The following is a 20,620-nucleotide window of genomic DNA, read 5'->3' as shown; positions in this document are numbered from 1 at the left end:
TCACTCCAGGCCACGCGGCGGGCCGCTGTTGAGCCAGGCCTCGATCTGAGCCTGGCGGTCATTGCCCCAGAAGGGCTCGCCGTCGATCACGAAATAAGGCGCGCCAAACACGCCCACGGCAATGGCCGCCTCATTGGCGGCCTTCAGCGCCGCCTTCCACTGCGGGTCGTTCCAAGCCGCCTCGGCGGCCTGCGCGTCCAGGCCCTGTTCGGCACACAGGGCTTTCAGGGCCTGCGGCTCGCTCAGATTCACGCCCCGCGTGAAGTAGGCGCGCAGCGCGGCGCGCGCCCAATCGACGGCGCGCTGCGGCTCTTGCGCATGCAGCCACCAAAACACCCGGGCGGCGTTCTGTGTCGCTATCGGGAAGGCCTCGGGCATGCGCAGCGGCACACCGGCAAAGGCCGCCGAGCGCGCCACATCCCGCATCAGGTAATCCCGCTTGAGCGGGAACTCGGCCGGCGGGCGCAGGCCCGTGACCTGAAAACTCGCCCCCAGCAGGATGGCGCGCCAATTCACCAGCCGCCCGTGGCGCGCTGCCACCGCCCCCACCCACTCGCTGGCGATGTAGGAATAGGGACTGCTGAAGTCGAAATAGAAATCGATCGCGGGTTTCATCAGGCGATTTATCGCACAGGCGCCACCAAAGTGGGAGTTCTGGGCCGAGGCCCCTCGGCTGCGGGGGTCGCCTCTCGCAGCGGCCCTATTTCACGCCGGCGCCCAAGGCGCGATGGCAGGATCCAGACTCCCTCGGCACGAAGCTCGTCATGCAGATCGGCGCGGAAGTTCACGGATTGGTGACCTTTCAGGTGGGGCTCTATGGCCTGGCCTGGTTGATCGCCGCGCGCATGCTGCCCAGTGAGCGCCCCGCCATCCTGAGCTGGGCCGGCTTCAAGGCGATGCTGGCGCTCGGCCTGTGGTTGCTGTCCCAGCGCGATGCGCAGCGCAGTTGGTGGGCCTACAACGGCGCCAACCTCGCCACGCTCTTGGCCATGCTGCTGATGGTGCGCGGCTGCTTGATTTTTCTGCGTCACCCTCCCCCCCCGCGGGCATGGAATGCACTGTGGCTGCTGCCCCTTGCGGCCCTGCTGCTGCTGCCCCCCAGCCAGGACGCCGCCCCTTGGCGTGTGGTGGTGGCCTATGGCGGTCAGGGCCTGTTGCTCCTGCTGGCCTTCTTCGTGCTGCGCCAGCCGCTGCGAGCGGAGTTCGGCCGCTGGCCCAGCTGGGGCTTGATGGCGCCGATGTTGGGCTTTGCGCTGCACAACCTGGGCGCGGCCGCCCGTCAGCTTTGGCATTGGCCACTTGCCCAAGAGCTGCAGATGAACAGCACCTTCAACATCGCGATCTTCTACAGCTACCTGATGGCCACCGGGGTGTTCGCCATCGGCTTCATGGCGGTGCTGACGCACCGACTCACCGCCCGCCTGCGCGAAGCCTCGATGCACGACGAGCTCACAGGATTGCTGAACCGTCGGGCCATGAACGAGTACCTGCGCAACCAGTGGCACCGCCACTTGCGCCGCCGCCATCCGCTGGCCCTGGTCATGGTGGATCTGGACCACTTCAAGCGTGTCAACGACACCCTGGGCCACGCCGGTGGCGATGCGGTGCTGCGCGCCACCGCCGCGCTGTTTCGCAAACATCTGCGGCGCGAAGACCTGGTGGCGCGCATGGGCGGCGAAGAGTTCTTGCTGCTGCTGCCCGACACCCCCGAGCCCGCCGCGCAAGCCTTGTGCGAGCGCCTGCGCCAGCTGGCCCATGACGAGCAACTCGGCGTCACCCTGAGCCTGGGCCTGACCATGGTGGCGGCCGAGGATGGCGACGCCGAAGTGGCGGTGCGCCGCGCCGACGCCGCGCTCTACCGCGCCAAAACCGAGGGACGCGACCGCGTGGTCAGCGCCCCGGCCCCTTGATCAGAGCGCCAGCGCGCGCCCGATCAGGATCTTCTGCACCTCGCTGGTGCCCTCGTAGATCTGCGTCACGCGTACATCGCGGTAGATGCGTTCGACCGGGAAGTCGTTCACATAGCCATAGCCGCCAAGCACCTGGATGGCGGCCGAGCAGACCTTCTCGGCCATCTCGCTGGCGAACAGCTTGGCCATCGCCGCTTCCTTCAGACAGGGGCGGCCGGCGTCCTTGAGGCTGGCGGCATGCCAGATCAGCTGACGCGCCGCCTCGACCTGGGTGGCCATATCGGCCAGCTTGAACTGGATGGCCTGGTGCTGAAAGATCGGCTGGCCAAAGCTCACGCGCTCCTTGGCATAAGCAATCGCCGCCTCCAGTGCAGCACGCGCCATGCCCACCGATTGCGAGGCGATGCCAATGCGGCCACCCTCCAGACCCGACAGCGCGATCTTCAGGCCCTGGCCCTCTTCGCCCAGGCGGTAGCGCGCCGGGATGCGGCAGTTCTCGAACAGGATCTGAGCCGTGTCGCTGCTGTGCTGGCCCATCTTTTCTTCGATGCGGGCCACGGTGTAACCCGGCGTCTTGGTGGGCACCAGGAAGGCCGAGATGCCCTTCTTGCCGGCGGCCTTGTCGGTCACCGCCATCACGATGGCCACATCCCCGTTCTTGCCGCTGGTGATGAACTGTTTGACGCCGTTGATCACGTAGTCGTCGCCCTCACGGACCGCCACGGTCTTCAGGCCGCCGGCCTCCGAGCCCACATGGGGTTCGGTCAGGCAAAACGCCCCCAGCATGTCGCCGCGCGCCAGGGGCTTCAAGAACTCCTGCTTCTGCTCCTCGTTGGCAAAGGCCATCAGGATGGAGCAAACCGGGCAGTTGTTGACGCTCACCACCGTGGAGGTGCCGCCGTCGCCGGCGGCAATCTCTTCGAGGATCACGGCCAGCGCCAGATAGTCCAGGCCCGCGCCGTCGTACTCCGGCGGCACGGCCACGCCGTAGCAGCCCAGTTGGGCCAGGCCCTTGAGTTGCTCAGCGGGGAATTGGTGGGTCTTGTCCCAGGCTGCAGCGTGGGGGGCGATTTCGGCCTGCACGAACGCGCGCACGGCATCCTGAACGGCGAGGTGGTCTTCGGAGAGGATCATGGCTGGGTCTCTGAGTTGGCACGCATCGCGGCCAGGTCTTCATCAAAGGCGGTGCAGAGCAGCACCTTGGTGCGGCCACCACTGCGGTGCAGGTGGTAGCCGGTGGAAAAGCGCTGCAGCAGCGCACCGTCTTGGCGAGTCAAGGTCCAGCGCAGCAGCGCGAAGGCATCGTGGGCCCCCATCGGCGTGGCCTGCAGCACCTCAAAGCGACAGTGCTCGAAGCCGGCCTCGCGGTAGACCGCACAGAGCCGGCGCATGTTGTCGGCCATGGGCTCGTGCGTCGGCCACCAGGTCACCGCCTCACCGCTGGCGATGGCGCTGGGGCTGGCCCAATGTGCAGCCACGGCGTCGCCGCTCAGATCATTGAAGGCGTCGGCATAGGCCTTGAAGAAGGCTTCGATGTCGTGCAGCTGCATCGCCGTCACCAGGGAAGCAGCTTCCCGTCAAAGTTCAGGAACGCGCCGTTGTCCTGCGGCCCCACACGCGCCAGCACGGCGCGCATGCTGGCCACGGCTTCGGCCGGGCTCAGGTCGGCGCTGGAGCCGCCCATATCGGTCTTGACCCAACCGGGGTGGAACGCCACGCAGCTGGCGCGGCCGCCAAAGGCGATGGCGGCATCCTTCAAGAGCGAGTTGGCCGCCGCCTTGCTGGCGCGGTAAAGCCAGGCGTTGGGGCTGGTGCGCAGGGCCATCGAGCCCATGCGGCTGGACAGCAGCGCGAGCTTGGCGTTCTGCGCCAGGCAGTCGGTCAGGGCCGGCAGCACGCGCATGGGGCCTAGCACATTGGTGTGCATCACCAGGTCGAACTCGGCCTGGGTGGGCGCGCTGGGCGCGGCCACATCGGTGCCGAACACGCCGGCGTTGAGCCAGATCGTGTCGAACTGCAGGCCGTCGAGCTGCCAGGCCAGGCCGGCGCAGCTTTTGGCATCCAGCAGTTCCAGCGGCAAGGCCTTGGCGCCCAAAGCTTTCAGGGTCTGCAGCGCCGCCTCGTCGCGGGCCGTGGCCGTGACCTCGTGGCCTTCGGCGCGGTACTGCTTGACGAATTCCAGGCCAATGCCCCGCGAGGCGCCGATCACCAAGACCTTCATGGCTTACTTCCCAACGTTGATCAAGGGTTGGGCGCCGCCACCGAGCAGCACGGTGTTGCCCTGCTTGCTGGCGATGGCAATCGCCGCGTCGCGCTGCAGCTCGGCCAGCTTGATTTCCTTCAGCGCCGGGGTCAGCGAAGCGCTGACGATCTGATTGGCCTTGGCCTGGCCTTCGGCCTCGACGATCAGGCGCTCGGCCTCGGCCTTGGCCAGTTCGATTTCCTTGCGCTTCTTCTCGATGGCCTGGTCGGTCTCGGCGCGCTGGCGGATCGCCGCCTCGATGGCCGGGTCGGTCAGCAGATTGCGCACGTTCACCGCCGTGATGACGAAGGCGCCTTTGTCGTTGGCGTCCAGCTCGCTTTGCAGGCCGCTGCGCACCAGTTCGGCCAGCTCACTGCGCTTGGTGTGCATGGTGGTGGCGTCGAGCTGGGCGATGGACTTGTAGACGGCCTCGCGGGCTTCGCGCGAGACGCGGCTGTAGGCGATCACCTTGTCCTTGGTGCCACCCTCGCGCACCACGTCCTTGTGGCGCACCACATCCCCCTGGTACTTGGTGTAGAGACCGGGCACGGCGGCCGGGTTGACCTTGAAGTAGATGTCGATGTCGACGTCCTTCATGGTCAGGTTGTCGCGGCTCTTGGGCGTCATGTCGTTGAGCTGGAAGCTCACTTCCTTGGCGCTGAACTCGTCCACGGTCTTGAAGAGCGAGAAGTAGACGCCCGGCGGCAGGGCCTCGGGGCTGACCTTGCCCAGGGTGCGCTCGACGCCGACATTGCCGGTATCAATCTGGGTGCAAGCGGCCAACGCTGCGGTCAGGGCCAGAAGCAAAGGGGTACGGAAGTTCATAGCAGTTTGATCGCAGTCGTTTGATAGGCCAGCACCAGCAGCGCCAGCAACACCAGAGCCAACGCCGCCACGCGCAACAGATGGCGGGTCAGGCGCTTGAAGGTGGCGCGGCCGGCCAGTTGCCACAGGCCGTAACCGGCCAGCAATGCAACAAGAAGAATCAGCAGATGGCGCATGTCGAAAAAATTCAGGCCCTCGACAGAGGGCCTGAACCAAGGATTGGCGTGGGCCGATTAAATCATCTCAATCGCCATGGCCGTGGCCTCGCCACCCCCGATGCACAGAGCCGCCACGCCGCGCTTGAGGCCGCGTTTTTTGAGCGCGCCCAGCAGGGTCACGACGATGCGCGCGCCGCTGGCGCCGATGGGATGCCCTAAGGCCACGGCACCGCCGTGCACGTTGACGATCTCGTGCGGCAGCTTGAACTCGGTCATCGCGGCCAGGGTCACGGCGGCGAAGGCCTCGTTCACTTCCCACAGGTTCACGCTCTTGGCATCCCAGTTGGCCTTCTTCAGGGCCAGTTCGATGGCGCCCACCGGCGCGGTGGTGAACCACTCGGGGGCGCGGGCGTGCACGGCGTGGCTGACGATGCGGGCGATGGGAGCGAGGCCGCGCTTCACCGCCTCGCTCTCGCGCATCATCACCAGGGCCGCCGCGCCGTCCGAGATGCTGGAGCTGGTGGCGGCGGTGATGGCGCCATCCTTCTTGAAGGCGGGCTTGAGGCCGGGAATCTTGTCCAGCTTGGCTTTGAAGGGCTGCTCGTCAAACTTGATCACGGTGTCGCCCTTGGGCGACTTGAGCGTGACGGGTGCCATTTCCCATTCAAAGCTGCCGTCTTCGTTGGCGGCCTTGGCACGCTGGGTCGAGGTGATGGCGTACTGGTCCATCTGCTCGCGGCTGAAGGCGTACTTGTCAACGCACTGTTCGGCAAACACACCCATGGCCTTGCCGCGCTCGTAGGCATCTTCCAGGCCGTCGATGGCCATGTGGTCGTACATCTGCGTCATGCCGTACTTCACGCCCTTGCGCGCGAACATCAGGTGCGGCGCATTGGTCATGCTTTCCATGCCGCCGGCCACCATCACATTGGCGCTGCCTGCGGCCAGCATGTCGTGGGCGAACATCATGGCGCGCATGCCCGAGCCGCACATCTTGGAAAGCGTCACGGCGCCGGCGGAGTCCGGCAGGCCGGCGCGGCGCAGGGCCTGGCGCGCCGGGGCCTGGCCCTGGCCCGCCATCAGGCAGTTGCCCAGCAGCACTTCGTCGATGGCGTCACCCGGCACGCCGGCACGCTCCACGGCGGCCTGAATGGCCGTCGCCCCCAGCTCCCAGGCAGCCAGGCCGGCGAAGTCGCCCAACAAGCCGCCGATGGGCGTGCGGGCCGCGGAAACGATGACGATGGGATCGGCAGACATAGCGTGACTCCTGACAGAAAGGAAAGCTCGAAAGACCGCCATTCTGGCGCGGAAGCGCGCCAAATTGCTGCACTGCGCAAAACTGAAATTTGCGGCCGATCAGGGCAACCACAGCTCGAACCGGGTGCCGCCGCCCGGGCGCGGCACCAGGCTCACCCGGCCCACCAGCGCCTCACGGCGATGGGCTCGGGCCACCGCTGCGCACAGGGCCATGCCGAGGCCGGTCGAGCTTTGCGCGCTGGGGTCCTTGGCGCCCAAACCGGCGCCGTCATCCTCCACCACCAGCAGCAGGCCGCCGGACTGCGCCTGGGCGCTGAGCCACACCTGCGTGCGCGCAAAGCGCCAAGCGTTGTGCAGCGCGGCCTCCAGGGCCAGGCGCACCAGGCGGGCATCGAAATACCAAAACGGCGGGGGCGGCGGCTCCAGCACCAGCGCCAGGGGCGCCCCTTCGGGTCGCGAGGCCAGTTGCGCCAGACTGGCCAGAAAGGCGGCGGGCGATTCATCTTCCAGCTGCGCCACCAGGCCCCGCTCATCGCCGCCGTAGATCGTCAGATAGGCCACCAGGCGCTGGCGCAGCTGGGCGCAATGCTGGTGGGCCGCCGCCACGGCCGGCACCTGCTGCCCCAGCACGGCCAGCTCGGCCTCCAGATGCCCGAGCTGGTTCTTCAGATCGTGCACCAACAGTCCGGTGAGCTCGCGACTCATGGCAGGGGCTGCCCCGCTTCGTCGCAACGCAGGGCCACCAGGGTGTCGCGCAGGTAGCGGCGCATGCGCGCCACGCGTTCGTGGCCGGGCAGCAGGGTCTCCAGGCGGTTCAGATAGTCCTGCACCCGCGCCAGCCGGCCACTCTCCACGCTTTTGTTCATGCGCAGCCATAGGCAGTTCATCTGCGCGCACTCGATCAAGACCGTGGTGTTGGCGGGGTAATCGGCCAATTCGGCCTCGATGGCTTCCAGCGCCGGGTCCAGCTGGCCGGCCCGCAGCAGGCGCTTGGCCTCGAACAGCCGGGTCTTGAGCCCTTGCGTGGCCTCGGCCACCAGGGCTTCAAGCTGGTCCGACTGGCCGGCGTCGGTCAGCACCCGCCCCACCATCTGGCGCACACGCGCGTTCTCGTGGTCGGCGCAGAGCTGGCGCTTGAGCAGTGCACGGGCGGCATCCGTCTGCCCGGTGGCCAAGGCGGCGCGGGCCAGGCAGAAGGCCGCGAACTCGCCGGCCGGCTGGGCGCCCGCCAGGGCCTGCTGGGCCGCCGCCGCCGCTCGCTCGGTGTGACCTTGCGCCGCCCAAGCCTGAGCCTGCAGCGCCAACACCGAGGACTCGGCGAACTGCCCCTTGCCGCCCCGCTTTTGCGCATCGGCCAGCAAGTCCAGGGCCTCTTGGTGACGGCCTTGCTCCAGCTGGGTCTGCGCCAGCGCCAGCACGTCCTGGGGCTGGCCCATCATCGAACCCTGGCTGAGCTTGAGGGCCTTGGCAAAGCCGGCCTGGGCCTGGGCCAGATCGCCCTCACGATAGGCCGCCTCGGCCAGCTGACGCAGGCGCCGCGCAGAAGGAACGGCCTGCGCCGCTTGCTGCAGCACCGCCACCGCGGCAGCGCCCTCGCCCAGGGCCTCCAGGGCCTGGGCCAGCAGGTCGAAGGCCGCCAGGCAGCGCTCGCCCTCGCGGCTGTGCAGCACCTGTTGGGCCAGTTTGCGGCAGGGTTCGAACGCGCCCGCCGCCTTGTAGGTGCGCATCAGCCCCACCTGCGCCCACAGCAAACCGGGGCGCTGCCTCAGAGCCTGCTCGTACAGGGCCTGGGCCTCGTCCACCAGCCCCAGCTGCAGCTGCAGCTGCGCCTTGTGCTGCAGGGCCTGCATGAACCAGCGGTCCTTGCGGGCCAGCACCGCATCACAGGCGGCAATCGCCCCCGCCGAGTCTTCGCGCGCCAAGGCGCGCGTGATGGGCAGCAGGGCCTGGCGCTCTTCCAGCTGGGTCTTGAGCCGGTCCTCGATGTCCCCCGCCGTGATGGGCTTGAGCAGATAGGCATCGGGCACCTGCTCACTGGCCGCGGCCACGGCGTTGTACTGGCTCTCGGCCGTGACCATGAAGAACAGGGTATCCAGCGGCAGCAAGCGATCCTCGCGCAGATGCTCAAACAGCTGCTGACCGTCGGTCTTGGCGTTCAGGTTGTAGTCGCACAGGATGAGCTGGTAGCGCTTGGCGCGGATCTGGCGCAGCGCGTCTTCGGCCGAGCTGGCCGCATCGATGTGCGCAATGCCCAGCATGGCCAGTTGGCCGCGCAGCGTGGTCTGCTGCGTGGCCATGTCGTCGATCACCAAGGTCTGGATCTCGGTATAGGGCGTTTCCAGGCGCACGGCACTCCCCTCCCTGACACGCGCGGCGCCCGCAGCTTACGCCGCCTGGGCCGGCTGCCTGCTTTGACCTTCATCAATGCGCGCCCGGCGTTTGTCGCGCTTCTTGAAGCAGTTCAAGGCCGGTCAGGGGCCCGACTTTGAACATGCAGGCATGCGCCTCGCCCCGACTCTTCTGCTGCTGATCGCGCTGCCGGCCTGGGCCCAGGAACCGGCGCCGGCCCGCCAGCAGCAACTCATCCGCATGCTGCGCCAGGACTGCGGCAGCTGCCACGGCATGAAGCTCACCGGCGGCCTGGGGCCGGCGCTGACGCGGGAGGCCCTGGCCGAGCGCCCGCTGGAATCCATGGCCGCCACCATTTTTTACGGTCGCCCAGGCACCCCCATGCCGGGCTGGCGCGGCCTGATGACGGAAGACGAGGCGGCCTGGATGGCCCGCCTGCTGCGCGCCGGCGCCCCCGAAGAACCCCCAGCCAAGGTCAAGCCATGAGCACCCGCCGTCAACTGCTGCAACAGGGCAGTGCCACGCTACTGCCGACCTTATTGCCCGCGCTTCTTCCCGCCCTGGTGGGCTGCAAAACGGCCCCACCCACACCCCAGTTCGCCCCCCGCGGCAGCGGCGACCTCGGCCTGGTCATCCTGCGCGCCAGCGGCGAGGTGGCCGTCATCGACAGCAGCCAGCGCCGTGTGCTGGGCATCATCAAAGGGCTGGGGGACCTCTCGCACGCCGCCGCGGTCTATGCCCGCGACGGCGCGCGCGCCTTCGTCTTCGGCCGCGATGGGGGGCTCACCCGCGTCAATCTGCTGACGCAACGCATCGAGGCGCGTGTGATGCAGGCCGGCAACTCCATCGGCGGCGCCATCTCGCAGGACGGCCGGCTGGTGGTGGCGCAGAACTACCAACCCGGCGGCATCAAGGTCTTCGATGCCGAGACCCTGGCCCTGCGCGCCGACATTCCCGCGCTGGGTGCCAACGGCCAGCGCAGCCGCGTGGTGGGCCTGGCCGATCTGCCCGGCCAACGCTTCATCTATTCGCTGTTCGACGCCGACGCCATCTGCATCGCCGATCTGAGCGACCCGGATCGCCCCCAGGTGCAGCGCTTCGACGGCATCGGCCGCCAGCCCTACGACGCCCTGGTCAGCCCCAATGGCCGGCACTACATCGCCGGCCTGTTCGGCGAGGACGGCCTGGCTTTAATCGACCTGTGGGCCGAACGCCCCGAGGTGCGCCGCATCCTGGGCGGCTACGGCCGCGGCGAGCAGCCGCTGCCGGTCTACAAGATGCCGCATCTGCGCGGCTGGGCCCTGGCCGGCGGCACAGCCTGGCTGCCGGCCATCGGCCGCCATGAGGTGTTAGTGGCCGACGCCCAGAGCTGGCAGGAAGTGGCCCGCATTCCCGTGGCCGGCCAGCCGGTGTTCGTGATGGCGCGCCCCGACGGTCGCCAGGTCTGGGTGAACTTCGCCCTGCCCGACTATCACAAGGTGCAGGTCATCGACGTGCCCAGCCGGCGCGTCATCCACAGCTTCGAGCCGGGCCGGGCCGTGCTGCACCTGGAGTTCACGCCGCGCGGCGAGGCGGTGTGGATCAGCTGCCGCGACGACAACAAGGTTCAGGTGGTGGACACCGCCAGCTTCAAGACCCTGGCCAGCCTCGACCTGCCCGCGCCCAGCGGCATCTTCATGAGTGCGCGCGCAGCGCGTTTGGGCCTTTGACTCGGACTATGAATCTCTCCGCCCTGGATCAGCGCCTGCTGAACGACTGGCAGCGCGACTTCCCGCTGGTCGCCCGGCCCTTCGATGCCCTGGCCGCCACCCTGGGCTTGAGTGCCGACGAGGTGCTGGCCCGTCTGGCGCGTCTGCAGGCCGCGGGCGCCTTCAGCCGCATCGGCGGCGTCTGGGCTCCGGGCGTGGGCGGCGCAGCCCTGCTGTGCGCTTACGCCTTGCCGCCCGAGCAACTGGAGGCCGCCGCCCAGCGCGTGAATGCCCTGCCCGGCGTCAACCACAACTACGAGCGCGAGGATCGCTACAACCTTTGGTTCGTGATCACCGGCGCCGACGCTCCCAGCCTGCAAACCCAGTTGGACACCCTGGACGCCGAGTTGGGACTGTGCTGCCTGCGCCTGCCCATGCGTCGCCCCTACCGGATCGATCTGGGCTTTGACCTGCAGCAACGCCTGGCGCCCCGCGGCGGCTGCAGCCGCAAGGCGCCCCCGGTGCTGGGGCGCGACCGCGCGCTGGCCGCCTGGCTGGAGGACGGCCTGCCCCTGGTGCACCGGCCCTACGACCTGGCCGCCATCCGCACCGGGCGCCCATTGGCGAGCGTGCTGAATCAGCTGCAGCAGTGGCAGATGGAGGGCACCCTCAAACGCCTGGGCGTGATCGTGCGCCACCACGAGCTGGGCTTTGACCAAAACGCCATGGCGGTGTTCGATGCGCCCGACGAGCAGGTGGACGCGCTGGGCCAGCGCCTGGCCGCGCAGACCGGCGTGACCCTGGCCTACCGGCGCGAGCGCGCCGCCGACTGGCCCTACAACCTCTACGCCATGGTGCACGGCCGTGAACGCGCCGAAGTGCAGGCCGCCGTGGACAGCGCGCGCCATGCCGCCGGCCTGGACGGCCTGCCGCACAAGCTGCTGTTCAGCCGCCGCCGCTTCAAGCAGCAGGGCGGGCGCTACTTCAGCGCCGAGGCTCCGCATGGCTGAATTTCCCGGCGCCACGGACCTGCGCCTGATGGCGCATCTGCATGGCGGCTTTCCGCTCAGCGACCACCCCTATGCCGAGGTGGGCGCCCAGCTGGGCTTGAGCGAGAGCGAGGTCATCGCGCGCCTGCAGCGCCTGCTGGAGCAAGGTTGGCTGACGCGTTTCGGCCCGCTGTTCCAGATTGAGCGCGCGGGGGGCCAGTTCGTGCTGGCCGCGCTGGCGGTGCCCGAAGCCCGCTATGCCGAAGTGACCGCCCAGGTGAACGCCCACCCCGAGGTGGCACACAACTATCGCCGCGAGCACCCGCTGCTCAACCAGTGGTTCGTGGTGGGGGCCAGCAGCCCCCAGCAAGCCGAGGCCTGCATGGCGGCCATCGAGATCGAGACGGGCCTCGCCGTCTACCGCTTTCCCAAGTTGCGCGAGTTCTTTGTCGAACTCAAGCTGCCACTGGAGCAGGCCTGTGCTGACTGAGTTCGAACGCCGCCTGATCCAAGCCACGCAAGGCGGCCTGCCGCTGGTAGCACGCCCCTACGAAGTCGTGGCCGAACAACTGGGCTGCAGCGCGGCCGACGTACAACGCAGCTTCGCCGACATGCTGACGCGCGGCCTGGTGCGCCGCATCGGCGCCGTGCCCAACCACTACCGCCTGGGCTTCAAAGCCAATGGCATGACGGTGTGGGACATCGACGACGCGGCACTCCCCGAACTGGGCCCGCGCATCGGCGCCCTGCCCGGCGTCAGCCATTGCTACGAACGGCCGCGCGCCCCGGGCTGGCCCTACAACCTGTTCGCCATGCTGCACGGGCGCAGCCGCGCCGAGGTGGAAGCCCAACGCATCGAGCTGCGCGCGCTGCTAGGAAAGGCCTGCCGCGCCGACGACGTGCTGTATTCCAGCGCCATTCTGAAGAAGACCGGCCTGCGACTGAAGGACGACTAATCATGTTTCGAATCAGCCAGTACCTGCGTGAAGTGGTCGAGGCCGAGCGCACCGGCGTCTACCCGCACCCGAAGCGTCATGGAAGCCCGCCCGGGCCGGTGGTGATCTGGAATCTGGTGCGGCGCTGCAACCTGACCTGCAAGCATTGCTACGCGCTCTCGGCCGACCACGACTACCCGAACGAACTGAATTACGCCGAGGTCTGCACCGTGATGGACGACCTCAAGGCCTTCCGCGTGCCGGTGCTCATCTTGAGTGGCGGCGAGCCCCTGCTGCGTGCGGACCTCTTCGACATCGCCGCACGCGCCAAGGCGATGAACTTCTATGTCGGCCTCTCCACCAATGGCACGCTGATCGACGCCGCCATGGCGGATCGCATCGCCGCCGCCGATTTCAACTACGTGGGCATCAGCCTGGACGGCATAGCCGCCGTGCACGATCGCTTCCGCCGCAAGGAAGGCGCGTTTGACGCCAGCCTGGCGGCCGTGCGCCATCTGCAGCAGCGCGGCGTGAAGGTGGGCCTGCGCTACACGATGACGGCGATGAACGCCGACCAGCTACCGGCCCTGCTGCGGCTGATGAAGGACGAGGGGGCGCAGAAGTTCTACTTCTCGCACCTGAACTACGCCGGCCGCGGCAACATCCACCGCGCCAAGGACGCGCACTTCGTGGCCACGCGCGAGGCCATGGAGCAGCTCTTCGACGCCGCCTGGGCCGACGCGCAAGCCGGCAGTGAGCGCGAATACGTCACCGGCAACAACGACGCCGATGGCCCCTTCCTGCTGCAGTGGCTGGCGCAGCGTGCACCCCGCTGGGTGGAGGACGTGAGACAGCGCCTGCAAGCCTGGGGCGGCAATGCCAGCGGGCTCTATGTGGCCAACATCGACAACGAAGGCATCGTCCACCCTGACACCATGTGGTGGCATCACAAACTCGGCAGCGTGCGCGAGCGCCCCTTCTCCGAAATCTGGAGCGACACCACCGAGCCACTGATGGCCGGCCTGAAGCAGCAGCCGCGCGCCGTGCACGGCCGTTGCGGCGACTGCGCGCACTTGTCCATCTGCGGCGGCAACACCCGCGTGCGGGCGCAACAAACCACAGGGGACGCCTGGGCTTCGGATCCCGGGTGCTATCTCACGGATGAAGAAATTGGGTTCGTGAGCGAAGTGGCTTGACATGGCCTCCACACCACTTCGAGCCACTCGGTACCCCGAACTGCGGGTGCAGGGTGGGTGTCGCAGTGAAGTCAAGGAGGAGGCCTGGGCGCGAGCCCAGGTCGGGGGACATGAACGGAGACACCCACCCTGTGCCCGCAGCGCCCGCTCAGTGTGGGAAAGCCCGTTTGCACGCGATCACCGAGCCCATCAGGCCAGTGGGGTACCGCATTCCGTTCATGTCCCCCGATGCCGGCCTCGCGGCCGTCATCTCATCCTTTACTTCACTTCATGCGGCACCCCACCGACCTGATGGAGACGCACTGAGAACTGCAACGGATTGAATGGATTACTCGTCATGAAGCGCCTACTCGCCCTCGCCCTCTCCACCCTCAGCCTGAGCGCACTGGCCGAGACCGCCATCGATGCCCACAAGCTCTACCAACAGCACTGCGCCAGCTGCCACGGCGCGCAGCGCACCGGGGGCATGGGGCCGGCCTTGTTGCCGGAGTCGCTGGCGCGGCTGCGGCCGGCCGAGGCGCGCAAGACCATCGCCGAGGGCCGCGCCGCCACGCAGATGCCAGCCTTCAAAGAGCAGCTGCAACCGGCCGATATCGAAGCGCTTTCCAAGCTGATCTATGAACCCGTGCGCCCCACGCCGAGCTGGAGCGAAGTGGACATCCAGGCCTCGCGCATCCAACATGCCGACGCCCGAAAGCTGCCGCACAAGCCGGTGTGGAGCGCCGACCCGATGAACCTCTTCGTCGTCGTTGAGGGGGGCGACCACCATGTCAGCCTGGTGGATGGCGACCGCTTCGAGCCCATCCACCGCTTCCCCACGCGCTACGCGCTGCACGGCGGCCCGAAGTTCAGCCCCGACGGGCGCTTCGTGTTCTTTGGCTCGCGCGACGGCTGGATCAGCAAATACGACCTGTGGAACCTCAAGCTCGTGGCCGAGGTGCGCGCCGGGCTGAACATGCGCAATGTGGCCGTCAGCAGCGATGGTCGCTGGGTCATCGCCGCCAACTACCTGCCGCACAACATCGTGCTGTTCGACAGTGATCTGAAGCTGGTGCAAAGCCACGCCACCCGCGCCGGCGTCGAGAGTTCACGCGTCTCGGCCGCCTACGACGCCGCGCCGCGCCAGAGCTTTGTCGTCGCGCTCAAGGATCTACCCGAACTCTGGGAGATCTCCTATTCGGGCAAGAAGCTCGCTGCGCCGCGCCGCATCGCGCTGGAAGAGCCGCTGGACGACTTCTTCTTCGACCCCGCCTACCGCCACGCGCTGGGCGCCAGTCGGCCGCAGGGCAATGGTGAGGCGCGCGCGCAGGTGGTCGACCTGGACGCCGGCCGCAAGGTCGCCAACCTGCCGATCGCCGGCATGCCGCACCTGGGCTCGGGCATCACCTTCGACTACCAAGGCCGTCGCGTACTGGCCAGCCCCAACCTCAAGGACGGTGCCATCGACGTCATCGACCTCGGCAGCTGGCAGACCGTCAAGACCATCCCCACCCCCGGCCCGGGTTTCTTCATGCGCAGCCATGAAAAAACGCCCTATGCCTGGGTCGATTCGATGATGGCGCCCAAGGCCAAGGACCGCCTCTCCATCATCGACAAGCGCACGTTGGAGGTGGTGGCCGAGGTGCGCGAGCCCGGCAAGACCCTGGCGCACATCGAGTTCACCAAGGATGGCCGCTTCGCCCTGGCCAGCGTGTGGGAGATGGACGGCGCCCTGGTGGTGTTCGACGCCGCCACCTTCAAGGAAGTCAAGCGCCTGCCCATGAGCAAGCCCGTGGGCAAGTACAACCTGTTCAACAAGATCACCCGCAGCGAAGGGACTTCGCACTGAGCCCCCTGCGGGTGTCCCCCAAGACTCAGAACACGTACTTGGCCCCCAGCACCACGCCGCGCTTGCCCAAATCCTTGTTGCCCACCGGGCTGAAGTAGGCGCCAGTCTTGGCATCCACCACGCCCAGGCTCAGGGTCAACGCATCCAGGGTCTTGATGAGCGTGATTGAGGCATCGGTGTAGGAGGCTGCACCATTGCGCTTCACGGTCTGCCGGCCGATGTGCGGCGCCAGCGAGTAGCCGCCACCCAGGTCAAAGCTGGCGCTCAGGTCGTAGTACATCGATCCCTTGCTGTCGGAAAAGCCGAGCAGATTGCTGAAGCTGCGCGACACCTTCAGCGTGGCCGGCCCCCAACTCAGCGCGCCGTAGCCTTCCAGGGTGTTGGCGCTGGGGTTGAGCTGGTTGCGCGGGTAGGCGTACTGGAGTAGGCCGGCGTCCAGGGTCAGGCCACTGGCGATCTCGGTCTTGTAGCCGGCATAAAAGTCGAACTCCGCCGGGGCATCACCGCCCACATCTTTTACCCACTTGATGGTCGATCCCCAGGCGCCGACGTAGAAGCCGCTATCCAGCGCGTAGTCCAAGCCGCCTTGCACCGCAGGCTTCAGGCGAGTCTGGGAAATGCCACGGTAGCGGTAATCGCTGACCACGCTGGCGTTAAAGCTCAGGCTGTCGGCGGCCTGGACGGGCGCAAGAGCGGCGCTGGCCAGCAAGAGGCCAAGAACAAGGCGCGAAAGGGTCAGGGCGGGGGACATGGGCACTCCGGTCGTTGAAGAAGACACCCACCCTTTCAGCAGCTTCCATGCCAGCCTCCAAGGGCGGCTGCGCGCTCCACCGGCCCCGTCCCTGCACCAAATGGGGCCTTCGTCACCCGCAAGCCGCCAGGCTGCGGTGCGCGCTCACCAAGTCGGTGCAGAACGCCCCCTGAACGCCCGTGATTTCGCCGATGCCTCGCAGCCCCATATGGGCTACAACCCGGGTTGGCCCCGCGTTAGGGGTGCCCCTCACAACAAGAATTGGTGGCCAGCGTGCGCCCTAGCCCCCTCCTGATCCGAGGTCTTCGGACTTTTTTGGCTCTGACCCCCCTGTGGACGACATGGGCGGGGGTGCCACCGGTCCAGGCCACCCCGCTGATCCTGCGCGCGGGCACCGTCGACGGCCTGCCCGGCTATGGCCTGAAGGACGGCGTACTGCAAGTGGAGGCCGAGGGCAAGCGGCGTCTATTCCAGTGCATTGAAAAGACGCTCGAGGCCCGCTTCATCTGGCAAGCCTTGCCCACGCGCCGATTGATCCAGCAGGTGGTGGACCGTCAGTTGGATCTGGCCTTTCCGATGGGTTTCAGCGAGGAACGCGCGGCGCGCATGCTGCAAAGCCTGCCGCTTTGGGACAACCCGGACCTCTGGGTCTCGATGCGCCCCATCAACCCAAGCGACAAAGCACTGCGCCTGGCCGCTCGTCTGGGTTCGCCGCAAGAGACCGAGCAGACCGCCGCCGGCTACGCCCGCGTGGTGGGCGCCACCACCTACGAGGAGCTGGGCAAGACCCTGCGTCTGCAAATGGTGGATGCCGTGGTCGTGCCGCGCTCGATCTTTGAAGAACTGGAGGCGCTCTGGCCCGAGGGCGTGCTCACCACCGTGGGCAAGTCCCGCCTCACGGGCTTCTACCTGAGCCCGGGCGACCCCAAGGGCCTGGCGGTGCCCTTGAACCGGGCGATTGAGAGTTGCCGGGCGAGCGTCAAGTAGAGCCAGGCAGAGCCACTCGCCAAGTCAACGAGGCGGCACACTCAAGAATCACCCCGCCCCGTTGGGATCGGGTTAGCAGGCATCCCCATCGCCCTTCTCCGCCACACTGCCAGCAGCTCTCGATTCTTTGTCTCCATCCATGTCTAGCTGGTACGACCGCCATCTCTTGCCCGGCTTGCTGGACTTCGCCTGCGGCCTGGGGCCGATTCGCCAACGCCGCGCCGCGCTGATTCCCCTGGCACAAGGCCGTGTGCTGGAAGTGGGCATGGGCACCGGGCTCAACCTGCAGCACTACGACCGCCAGCGCGTCCGGCAGCTGCATGCGGTGGACCCCGCCGCGCAGATGCACGCCAAAGCCCTGCGCCGCAGCCAGGCCCTGGGCCTGCCGGTCACCCTGCATGCCCTGGGGGCCGAGGGCCTGCCCTGGGAGGACGACCACTTCGACACGGTGGTCTGCACCTACACCCTGTGCAGCGTGGCCGATCCCCTGCAGGCGCTACGCGAAATGCGCCGCGTGCTGTGCCCTGAAGGCCAGCTGTTGTTCGCCGAACATGGGCTGGCACCTGACGCCGACGTGCAGCGCTGGCAACGTCGGCTCGAACCCGGCTGGAGTCGTTGGGCCGGCGGCTGCCGGCTCACGCGCGATGTGCCCGCGCTGCTGCGCGAGGCCGGCTTCACCGGAGCGTGGGAGTCGGGCTACATCACCCGCCCGCGCAGCCTGGCCTACAACACCTGGGGGCGGGCCTCAGCGGCTCGGTAGATAAGCCTTCAGCAAACGCTGCAACTCGCCGCTGCGCCGCAAGCTGCTCAGCTCGTGGTTCACCAACGCGCGCAAGGCCTCGCCCTGTGGATTGCGGCGGCTGAAAAGCATGTGAAAGGGCGTGGTCAGCGCACCCGGCAAGGCGGCGTGGCCCAGCTCGGCGTCGTCCCAGGGCGGCTGCACCCGCCCATCGGGGCCAAGCCGAAACATCTCCTCGGCCACCAACACGGAATCGATGCGGTCGCGGTGCAGCATCTGAATCAGGCTGACGAAGTTCGGCGCACGGCTGTGCACCGTCAGGCCCCAGCGATCCAGATTGAGCGACTCATACCCCGCCACCGCGCCCATGCGCAATGGGCGCAGATCCTCGGCACTGCGCAGGTCCAGGCCCTTGGGGTGGGTGCGCAAGCTCCACAGATAGTGGGTGCGGGTCTCGTAATAGGGCTCTGAGAGCCAGTAGTCGCGCTCGCGTTGCGGCGTGCGCGCTGCATTGAGCAGCATCACAAAGCGCTGGCCTTGGCGCACCTCTTCCAGGCAGCGCCGCCAAGGCAGCAACACGATCTCCAGGTTCAGGCCGTGGCGCGCCAGGATCTTGCGCAGCACATCCACCGAATAGCCCCCAACGCCCAAGGGGCTGTGGGTGTCGCGCTGGGTATAGGGCGGCCACTCATTGGCGTCGTCGCAGGCGCGCACCACGCCGCCGTCCAGCGCAGGCCGGCCCTGCGCCTGCGCGCCTGCGCTCCAGGTCAGCGCCAGTGCCAGCCCGCAAACCCATGCATTTCGCACTGCCCAGCTCGCCATCCAACCCACTCGCTCCTCCCCTTCGAGTCAGCCCAGTGTCGCCGCAAGCCAAAGGCCTCAACACGGGGTGAATCACCGGCTGGAGGAAGTTGTGAATTACTCGACCAAATAACGCAACACCGGCTCCTCGACGCGCTGGTCATCGGCAGCCAGCAGATCGCGCAGGATGGCGGTGTGGCCGGAGCCCGCAATCACCAACACCCGCTCGCCCGGCTGGGCCAGGTGCTGGATGCGGGCGTACATGCGCAGATTGCGCTGCCACCAGGCGGCGGCCGAGTCGGCACCCAGGTACTCGCGCTGGCCACCGCCCACGGCGTTGAACAGCATGTAGAAGCCCTTGTTCTCACGGTCGGCCGCCGGGGTGTTGGAGCTCGCCAGGATCTGGCCCAGGCCCTGCTCGCGGTGCTGCTTCTGGAAGCGCTGGGACATCTCGGCCACCTTGTCCATCAGCCGCTGCCAGGCCGCCGGGTCGCGACTGGGCATGTTCTTGAAGAGCGCCTCATCGGCCGTGCCGGGCACCTCCTCGTCCACGCTATCCACCCGGGCCAAGCCGGCGCCGTGGGCCACACGGAAGCCGATCTGATAGATCTCGTTGAGCTGCAGCTTGAACTCACCCTTGCGATAGGCCTGATAGCGCTGGTTGAAGCGCTCATCCGCCTGCTGCGAATACTCCAGCATCACCCGCGTGGGCTTGAAAGCCACCAGGCGCTGCACCAATCCGTCCAAGTAGCGCTGCGGGGCGGGCTGCAGCACATCGATGGGCTGGAACTTCACCGCATCCTGCCCCGGGTTGTCGAAGTGAAAGGTGCCCAGAAGCATCACGCGCGCCGGCCCGGCGGCCTGTGGCGGCGCAGCCATCGTCCCCAGCGACAGGGTTATCAAAGAAACAGCGGCGGCGCGACGGGAGAGGGTCATGGCGAAGCAGAAGCGAGTTGGATTGGGCGCGACTATGCCGCGCCCAATTCACGCCACGGCCCCGCCTTGCGACAGGCCGCGCCCTCGCGCGCTCAGGCTGCCATCAGCGACGACGAAGCCGCATCCGCGCGCGGCTGCTGGCGCTGAATCTGCGCCCAGCGGCGCTCCAGCACAGGAATGGTCAGCGCATACCAGCCCAGCACGATCAGCGGCACCACCACCATGCCCTGATCGGGCACCAGGAACCAGGCCGCCAGGATCATGACCGTGCGACCGATGGCATGCGCCGCGCCAATCCAGTGGCCGATCAAGCCGGTGATGGGCAGCCACATGAAGCCCGCCAGCATGCCCACCATGAAGACCGCCGAGCGCGGCTCGATGATGGCAAAGGGAATGGCGATGGCAAACGCCAGCAGAGCCTGGCCCATGCAGAGCATGAAGAGCACCGAGAAGCGGTTGCCTCGGTTCTCCTTGGCCATGAAGTCCTCGCCCGTCAGCTTGGACAGGCCCATGCCCAGATAGGCGATACAGCCGGTCAACAAATAGGTGGTCAGCAGGTGCCAGCGCGGCGCCAGCACCTGGCCGGCCACCAGAATCAAGGCCCAGGCCAGCGTACCGGCCAAGGGCATGGCCAGGAAGCGGCGATTCTTAAAAGCTTGCAGTTGCTGATCGAGGCTGACGAGATGTGCGCTCATAAATTCCCTGAATGTTTGGCTTGGGTTGCGATGGGCGCCACTGTCGGCGTGCCGCCGCAGGCGCTCCACGGTCGCGCGACGAATCGACAGCGCAAAGGCTGAATCGACGCCCGACGGCCTTGATTCTCATCAGGCCTTTCACACCCAAGACCCCGGGCTTTCATAGGGGAAACGCGCGGCCGCCATGCGCTACGCTGCCGCCATGGCGCCGCACCCCCTTACCCTGGGGCTGCGGCTGACCACCCCCCGGCCCCGCCGCAGCGCCCTACCCGGCCTTGCGACGGGGCCGTTGCCTGTCACCACGGCGCCCCACAAGGGACGCCAGGAGTTTGCG

23 protein-coding genes are annotated in these 20,620 nt (G+C 67.6%); 10 read left to right on the top strand and 13 right to left on the bottom strand.

Features of this window, described 5'->3' with window-relative positions:
* On the bottom strand, positions 1–615 hold the full coding sequence (locus FF090_RS04865; protein WP_138855654.1) for a 2-hydroxychromene-2-carboxylate isomerase: 615 nt from the start codon (positions 613–615) through the stop codon (positions 1–3).
* A gap of 149 nt (positions 616–764) precedes the next feature.
* Here FF090_RS04865 and FF090_RS04860 point away from each other — a divergent pair, with 149 nt between their 5' ends.
* Positions 765–1,910 carry a GGDEF domain-containing protein gene (locus FF090_RS04860; protein ID WP_138855653.1) on the top strand — a complete coding sequence of 382 codons (1,146 nt, stop codon included), beginning with the start codon at positions 765–767 and terminating at the stop codon, positions 1,908–1,910.
* Here the strand turns inward: FF090_RS04860 and FF090_RS04855 are convergent, their stop codons facing one another.
* From FF090_RS04855 to FF090_RS04820, 8 genes are all read right to left on the bottom strand, one after another.
* Positions 1,911–3,044: an acyl-CoA dehydrogenase family protein gene (locus tag FF090_RS04855; RefSeq protein ID WP_138855652.1), complete on the bottom strand. Its 1,134-nt coding sequence runs from the start codon at positions 3,042–3,044 to the stop codon at positions 1,911–1,913.
* Positions 3,041–3,460, bottom strand: a complete 420-nt coding sequence (locus tag FF090_RS04850) for a DUF6841 family protein (protein WP_138855651.1) — start codon at positions 3,458–3,460, stop codon at positions 3,041–3,043. The genes FF090_RS04855 and FF090_RS04850 overlap by 4 nt, the downstream gene beginning before the upstream one ends.
* Before the next feature lie 5 nt (positions 3,461–3,465).
* A complete protein-coding gene (locus tag FF090_RS04845; protein WP_138855650.1) occupies positions 3,466–4,131 on the bottom strand; it encodes an SDR family oxidoreductase in 666 nt (221 codons plus the stop codon).
* Positions 4,132–4,134: 3 nt separating this feature from the next.
* On the bottom strand, positions 4,135–4,977 hold the full coding sequence (locus FF090_RS04840) for an SPFH domain-containing protein (RefSeq protein WP_138855649.1): 843 nt from the start codon (positions 4,975–4,977) through the stop codon (positions 4,135–4,137).
* On the bottom strand, positions 4,974–5,153 hold the full coding sequence (locus tag FF090_RS04835) for a hypothetical protein (protein ID WP_138855648.1): 180 nt from the start codon (positions 5,151–5,153) through the stop codon (positions 4,974–4,976). Before FF090_RS04835 ends, FF090_RS04840 begins: the two co-directional genes overlap by 4 nt.
* A 57-nt stretch (positions 5,154–5,210) precedes the next feature.
* Positions 5,211–6,392, bottom strand: a complete 1,182-nt coding sequence (locus FF090_RS04830) for an acetyl-CoA C-acyltransferase (protein WP_138855647.1) — start codon at positions 6,390–6,392, stop codon at positions 5,211–5,213.
* 99 nt (positions 6,393–6,491) lie between these two features.
* A complete protein-coding gene (locus tag FF090_RS04825) occupies positions 6,492–7,097 on the bottom strand; it encodes a sensor histidine kinase (protein WP_138855646.1) in 606 nt (201 codons plus the stop codon).
* Positions 7,094–8,740 (bottom strand): response regulator, encoded by a 1,647-nt coding sequence (locus tag FF090_RS04820; protein WP_138855645.1) that lies wholly within the window; start codon positions 8,738–8,740, stop codon positions 7,094–7,096. The genes FF090_RS04825 and FF090_RS04820 overlap by 4 nt, the downstream gene beginning before the upstream one ends.
* 151 nt (positions 8,741–8,891) lie before the next feature.
* Here FF090_RS04820 and FF090_RS04815 point away from each other — a divergent pair, with 151 nt between their 5' ends.
* The 7 genes from FF090_RS04815 (at position 8,892) to FF090_RS04785 (ending at position 15,377) form a co-directional block, all read left to right on the top strand.
* A complete protein-coding gene (locus FF090_RS04815) occupies positions 8,892–9,227 on the top strand; it encodes a c-type cytochrome (protein WP_138855644.1) in 336 nt (111 codons plus the stop codon).
* On the top strand, positions 9,224–10,450 hold the full coding sequence (locus FF090_RS04810) for a cytochrome D1 domain-containing protein (protein WP_138855643.1): 1,227 nt from the start codon (positions 9,224–9,226) through the stop codon (positions 10,448–10,450). The genes FF090_RS04815 and FF090_RS04810 overlap by 4 nt, the downstream gene beginning before the upstream one ends.
* 8 nt (positions 10,451–10,458) lie before the next feature.
* Positions 10,459–11,439, top strand: a complete 981-nt coding sequence (ahbB, locus tag FF090_RS04805) for a siroheme decarboxylase subunit beta (RefSeq protein ID WP_138855642.1) — start codon at positions 10,459–10,461, stop codon at positions 11,437–11,439.
* Positions 11,432–11,908, top strand: a complete 477-nt coding sequence (locus FF090_RS04800) for an Lrp/AsnC family transcriptional regulator (RefSeq protein ID WP_246071512.1) — start codon at positions 11,432–11,434, stop codon at positions 11,906–11,908. The genes ahbB (FF090_RS04805) and FF090_RS04800 overlap by 8 nt, the downstream gene beginning before the upstream one ends.
* Entirely contained in the window at positions 11,898–12,374 is a 477-nt protein-coding gene (gene ahbB, locus FF090_RS04795) for a siroheme decarboxylase subunit beta (protein WP_138855641.1), read from the top strand. Before FF090_RS04800 ends, ahbB (FF090_RS04795) begins: the two co-directional genes overlap by 11 nt.
* Positions 12,375–12,376: 2 nt before the next feature.
* Complete coding sequence (gene nirJ, locus FF090_RS04790; protein ID WP_138855640.1) at positions 12,377–13,549, top strand: heme d1 biosynthesis radical SAM protein NirJ; 1,173 nt, start codon at positions 12,377–12,379, stop codon at positions 13,547–13,549.
* Positions 13,550–13,886: 337 nt separating this feature from the next.
* Entirely contained in the window at positions 13,887–15,377 is a 1,491-nt protein-coding gene (locus tag FF090_RS04785) for a cytochrome D1 domain-containing protein (RefSeq protein ID WP_138855639.1), read from the top strand.
* 25 nt (positions 15,378–15,402) lie between these two features.
* Here the strand turns inward: FF090_RS04785 and FF090_RS04780 are convergent, their stop codons facing one another.
* Positions 15,403–16,128 carry a TorF family putative porin gene (locus FF090_RS04780; protein ID WP_138855638.1) on the bottom strand — a complete coding sequence of 242 codons (726 nt, stop codon included), beginning with the start codon at positions 16,126–16,128 and terminating at the stop codon, positions 15,403–15,405.
* A 315-nt stretch (positions 16,129–16,443) separates the two neighbouring features.
* Between FF090_RS04780 and FF090_RS04775 the strand changes: the two genes are divergently transcribed.
* Both FF090_RS04775 and FF090_RS04770 read left to right on the top strand, forming a co-directional pair.
* Positions 16,444–17,115 (top strand): substrate-binding periplasmic protein, encoded by a 672-nt coding sequence (locus FF090_RS04775; RefSeq protein ID WP_138855637.1) that lies wholly within the window; start codon positions 16,444–16,446, stop codon positions 17,113–17,115.
* 139 nt (positions 17,116–17,254) lie between these two features.
* Positions 17,255–17,875 (top strand): class I SAM-dependent methyltransferase, encoded by a 621-nt coding sequence (locus tag FF090_RS04770; protein ID WP_138855636.1) that lies wholly within the window; start codon positions 17,255–17,257, stop codon positions 17,873–17,875.
* Here FF090_RS04770 and FF090_RS04765 read toward each other — a convergent pair.
* The 3 genes from FF090_RS04765 to FF090_RS04755 form a co-directional block, all read right to left on the bottom strand.
* Positions 17,861–18,661: a substrate-binding periplasmic protein gene (locus FF090_RS04765; protein ID WP_175423528.1), complete on the bottom strand. Its 801-nt coding sequence runs from the start codon at positions 18,659–18,661 to the stop codon at positions 17,861–17,863. The two genes, FF090_RS04770 and FF090_RS04765, sit on opposite strands and share 15 nt — an antisense overlap.
* Positions 18,662–18,772: 111 nt before the next feature.
* On the bottom strand, positions 18,773–19,591 hold the full coding sequence (locus FF090_RS04760) for a DUF5694 domain-containing protein (protein WP_138855634.1): 819 nt from the start codon (positions 19,589–19,591) through the stop codon (positions 18,773–18,775).
* A gap of 92 nt (positions 19,592–19,683) precedes the next feature.
* Complete coding sequence (locus tag FF090_RS04755) at positions 19,684–20,286, bottom strand: DUF7010 family protein (RefSeq protein WP_138855633.1); 603 nt, start codon at positions 20,284–20,286, stop codon at positions 19,684–19,686.
* Between the last annotated feature and the right edge of the window lie 334 nt (positions 20,287–20,620).

This window comes from Inhella inkyongensis (genome assembly GCF_005952805.1).
GTDB classification, from domain to species: Bacteria; Pseudomonadota; Gammaproteobacteria; order Burkholderiales; family Burkholderiaceae_C; genus Inhella; species Inhella inkyongensis.
Note: the sequence above shows the minus strand (reverse complement) of the source record. Positions and strands in the feature narration are given on the sequence as shown.

Excerpts from the sequence above, each read along its gene's own strand:
- FF090_RS04835 (WP_138855648.1), bottom strand. The coding sequence starts at position 5,153 with ATGCGCCATCTGCTGATTCTTCTTGTTGCATTGCTGGCCGGTTACGGC.
- FF090_RS04760 (WP_138855634.1), bottom strand. The coding sequence starts at position 19,591 with ATGACCCTCTCCCGTCGCGCCGCCGCTGTTTCTTTGATAACCCTGTCG.
- FF090_RS04755 (WP_138855633.1), bottom strand. The coding sequence starts at position 20,286 with ATGAGCGCACATCTCGTCAGCCTCGATCAGCAACTGCAAGCTTTTAAG.
- FF090_RS04810 (WP_138855643.1), top strand. The coding sequence starts at position 9,224 with ATGAGCACCCGCCGTCAACTGCTGCAACAGGGCAGTGCCACGCTACTG.
- nirJ (WP_138855640.1), top strand. The coding sequence starts at position 12,377 with ATGTTTCGAATCAGCCAGTACCTGCGTGAAGTGGTCGAGGCCGAGCGC.
- FF090_RS04825 (WP_138855646.1), bottom strand. The coding sequence starts at position 7,097 with ATGAGTCGCGAGCTCACCGGACTGTTGGTGCACGATCTGAAGAACCAG.
- FF090_RS04840 (WP_138855649.1), bottom strand. The coding sequence starts at position 4,977 with ATGAACTTCCGTACCCCTTTGCTTCTGGCCCTGACCGCAGCGTTGGCC.
- FF090_RS04785 (WP_138855639.1), top strand. The coding sequence starts at position 13,887 with ATGAAGCGCCTACTCGCCCTCGCCCTCTCCACCCTCAGCCTGAGCGCA.
- FF090_RS04800 (WP_246071512.1), top strand. The coding sequence starts at position 11,432 with ATGGCTGAATTTCCCGGCGCCACGGACCTGCGCCTGATGGCGCATCTG.
- FF090_RS04780 (WP_138855638.1), bottom strand. The coding sequence starts at position 16,128 with ATGTCCCCCGCCCTGACCCTTTCGCGCCTTGTTCTTGGCCTCTTGCTG.
- FF090_RS04855 (WP_138855652.1), bottom strand. The coding sequence starts at position 3,044 with ATGATCCTCTCCGAAGACCACCTCGCCGTTCAGGATGCCGTGCGCGCG.
- FF090_RS04770 (WP_138855636.1), top strand. The coding sequence starts at position 17,255 with ATGTCTAGCTGGTACGACCGCCATCTCTTGCCCGGCTTGCTGGACTTC.
- FF090_RS04845 (WP_138855650.1), bottom strand. The coding sequence starts at position 4,131 with ATGAAGGTCTTGGTGATCGGCGCCTCGCGGGGCATTGGCCTGGAATTC.
- FF090_RS04815 (WP_138855644.1), top strand. The coding sequence starts at position 8,892 with ATGCGCCTCGCCCCGACTCTTCTGCTGCTGATCGCGCTGCCGGCCTGG.
- FF090_RS04865 (WP_138855654.1), bottom strand. The coding sequence starts at position 615 with ATGAAACCCGCGATCGATTTCTATTTCGACTTCAGCAGTCCCTATTCC.
- FF090_RS04850 (WP_138855651.1), bottom strand. The coding sequence starts at position 3,460 with ATGCAGCTGCACGACATCGAAGCCTTCTTCAAGGCCTATGCCGACGCC.
- FF090_RS04830 (WP_138855647.1), bottom strand. The coding sequence starts at position 6,392 with ATGTCTGCCGATCCCATCGTCATCGTTTCCGCGGCCCGCACGCCCATC.
- ahbB (WP_138855642.1), top strand. The coding sequence starts at position 10,459 with ATGAATCTCTCCGCCCTGGATCAGCGCCTGCTGAACGACTGGCAGCGC.
- FF090_RS04860 (WP_138855653.1), top strand. The coding sequence starts at position 765 with ATGCAGATCGGCGCGGAAGTTCACGGATTGGTGACCTTTCAGGTGGGG.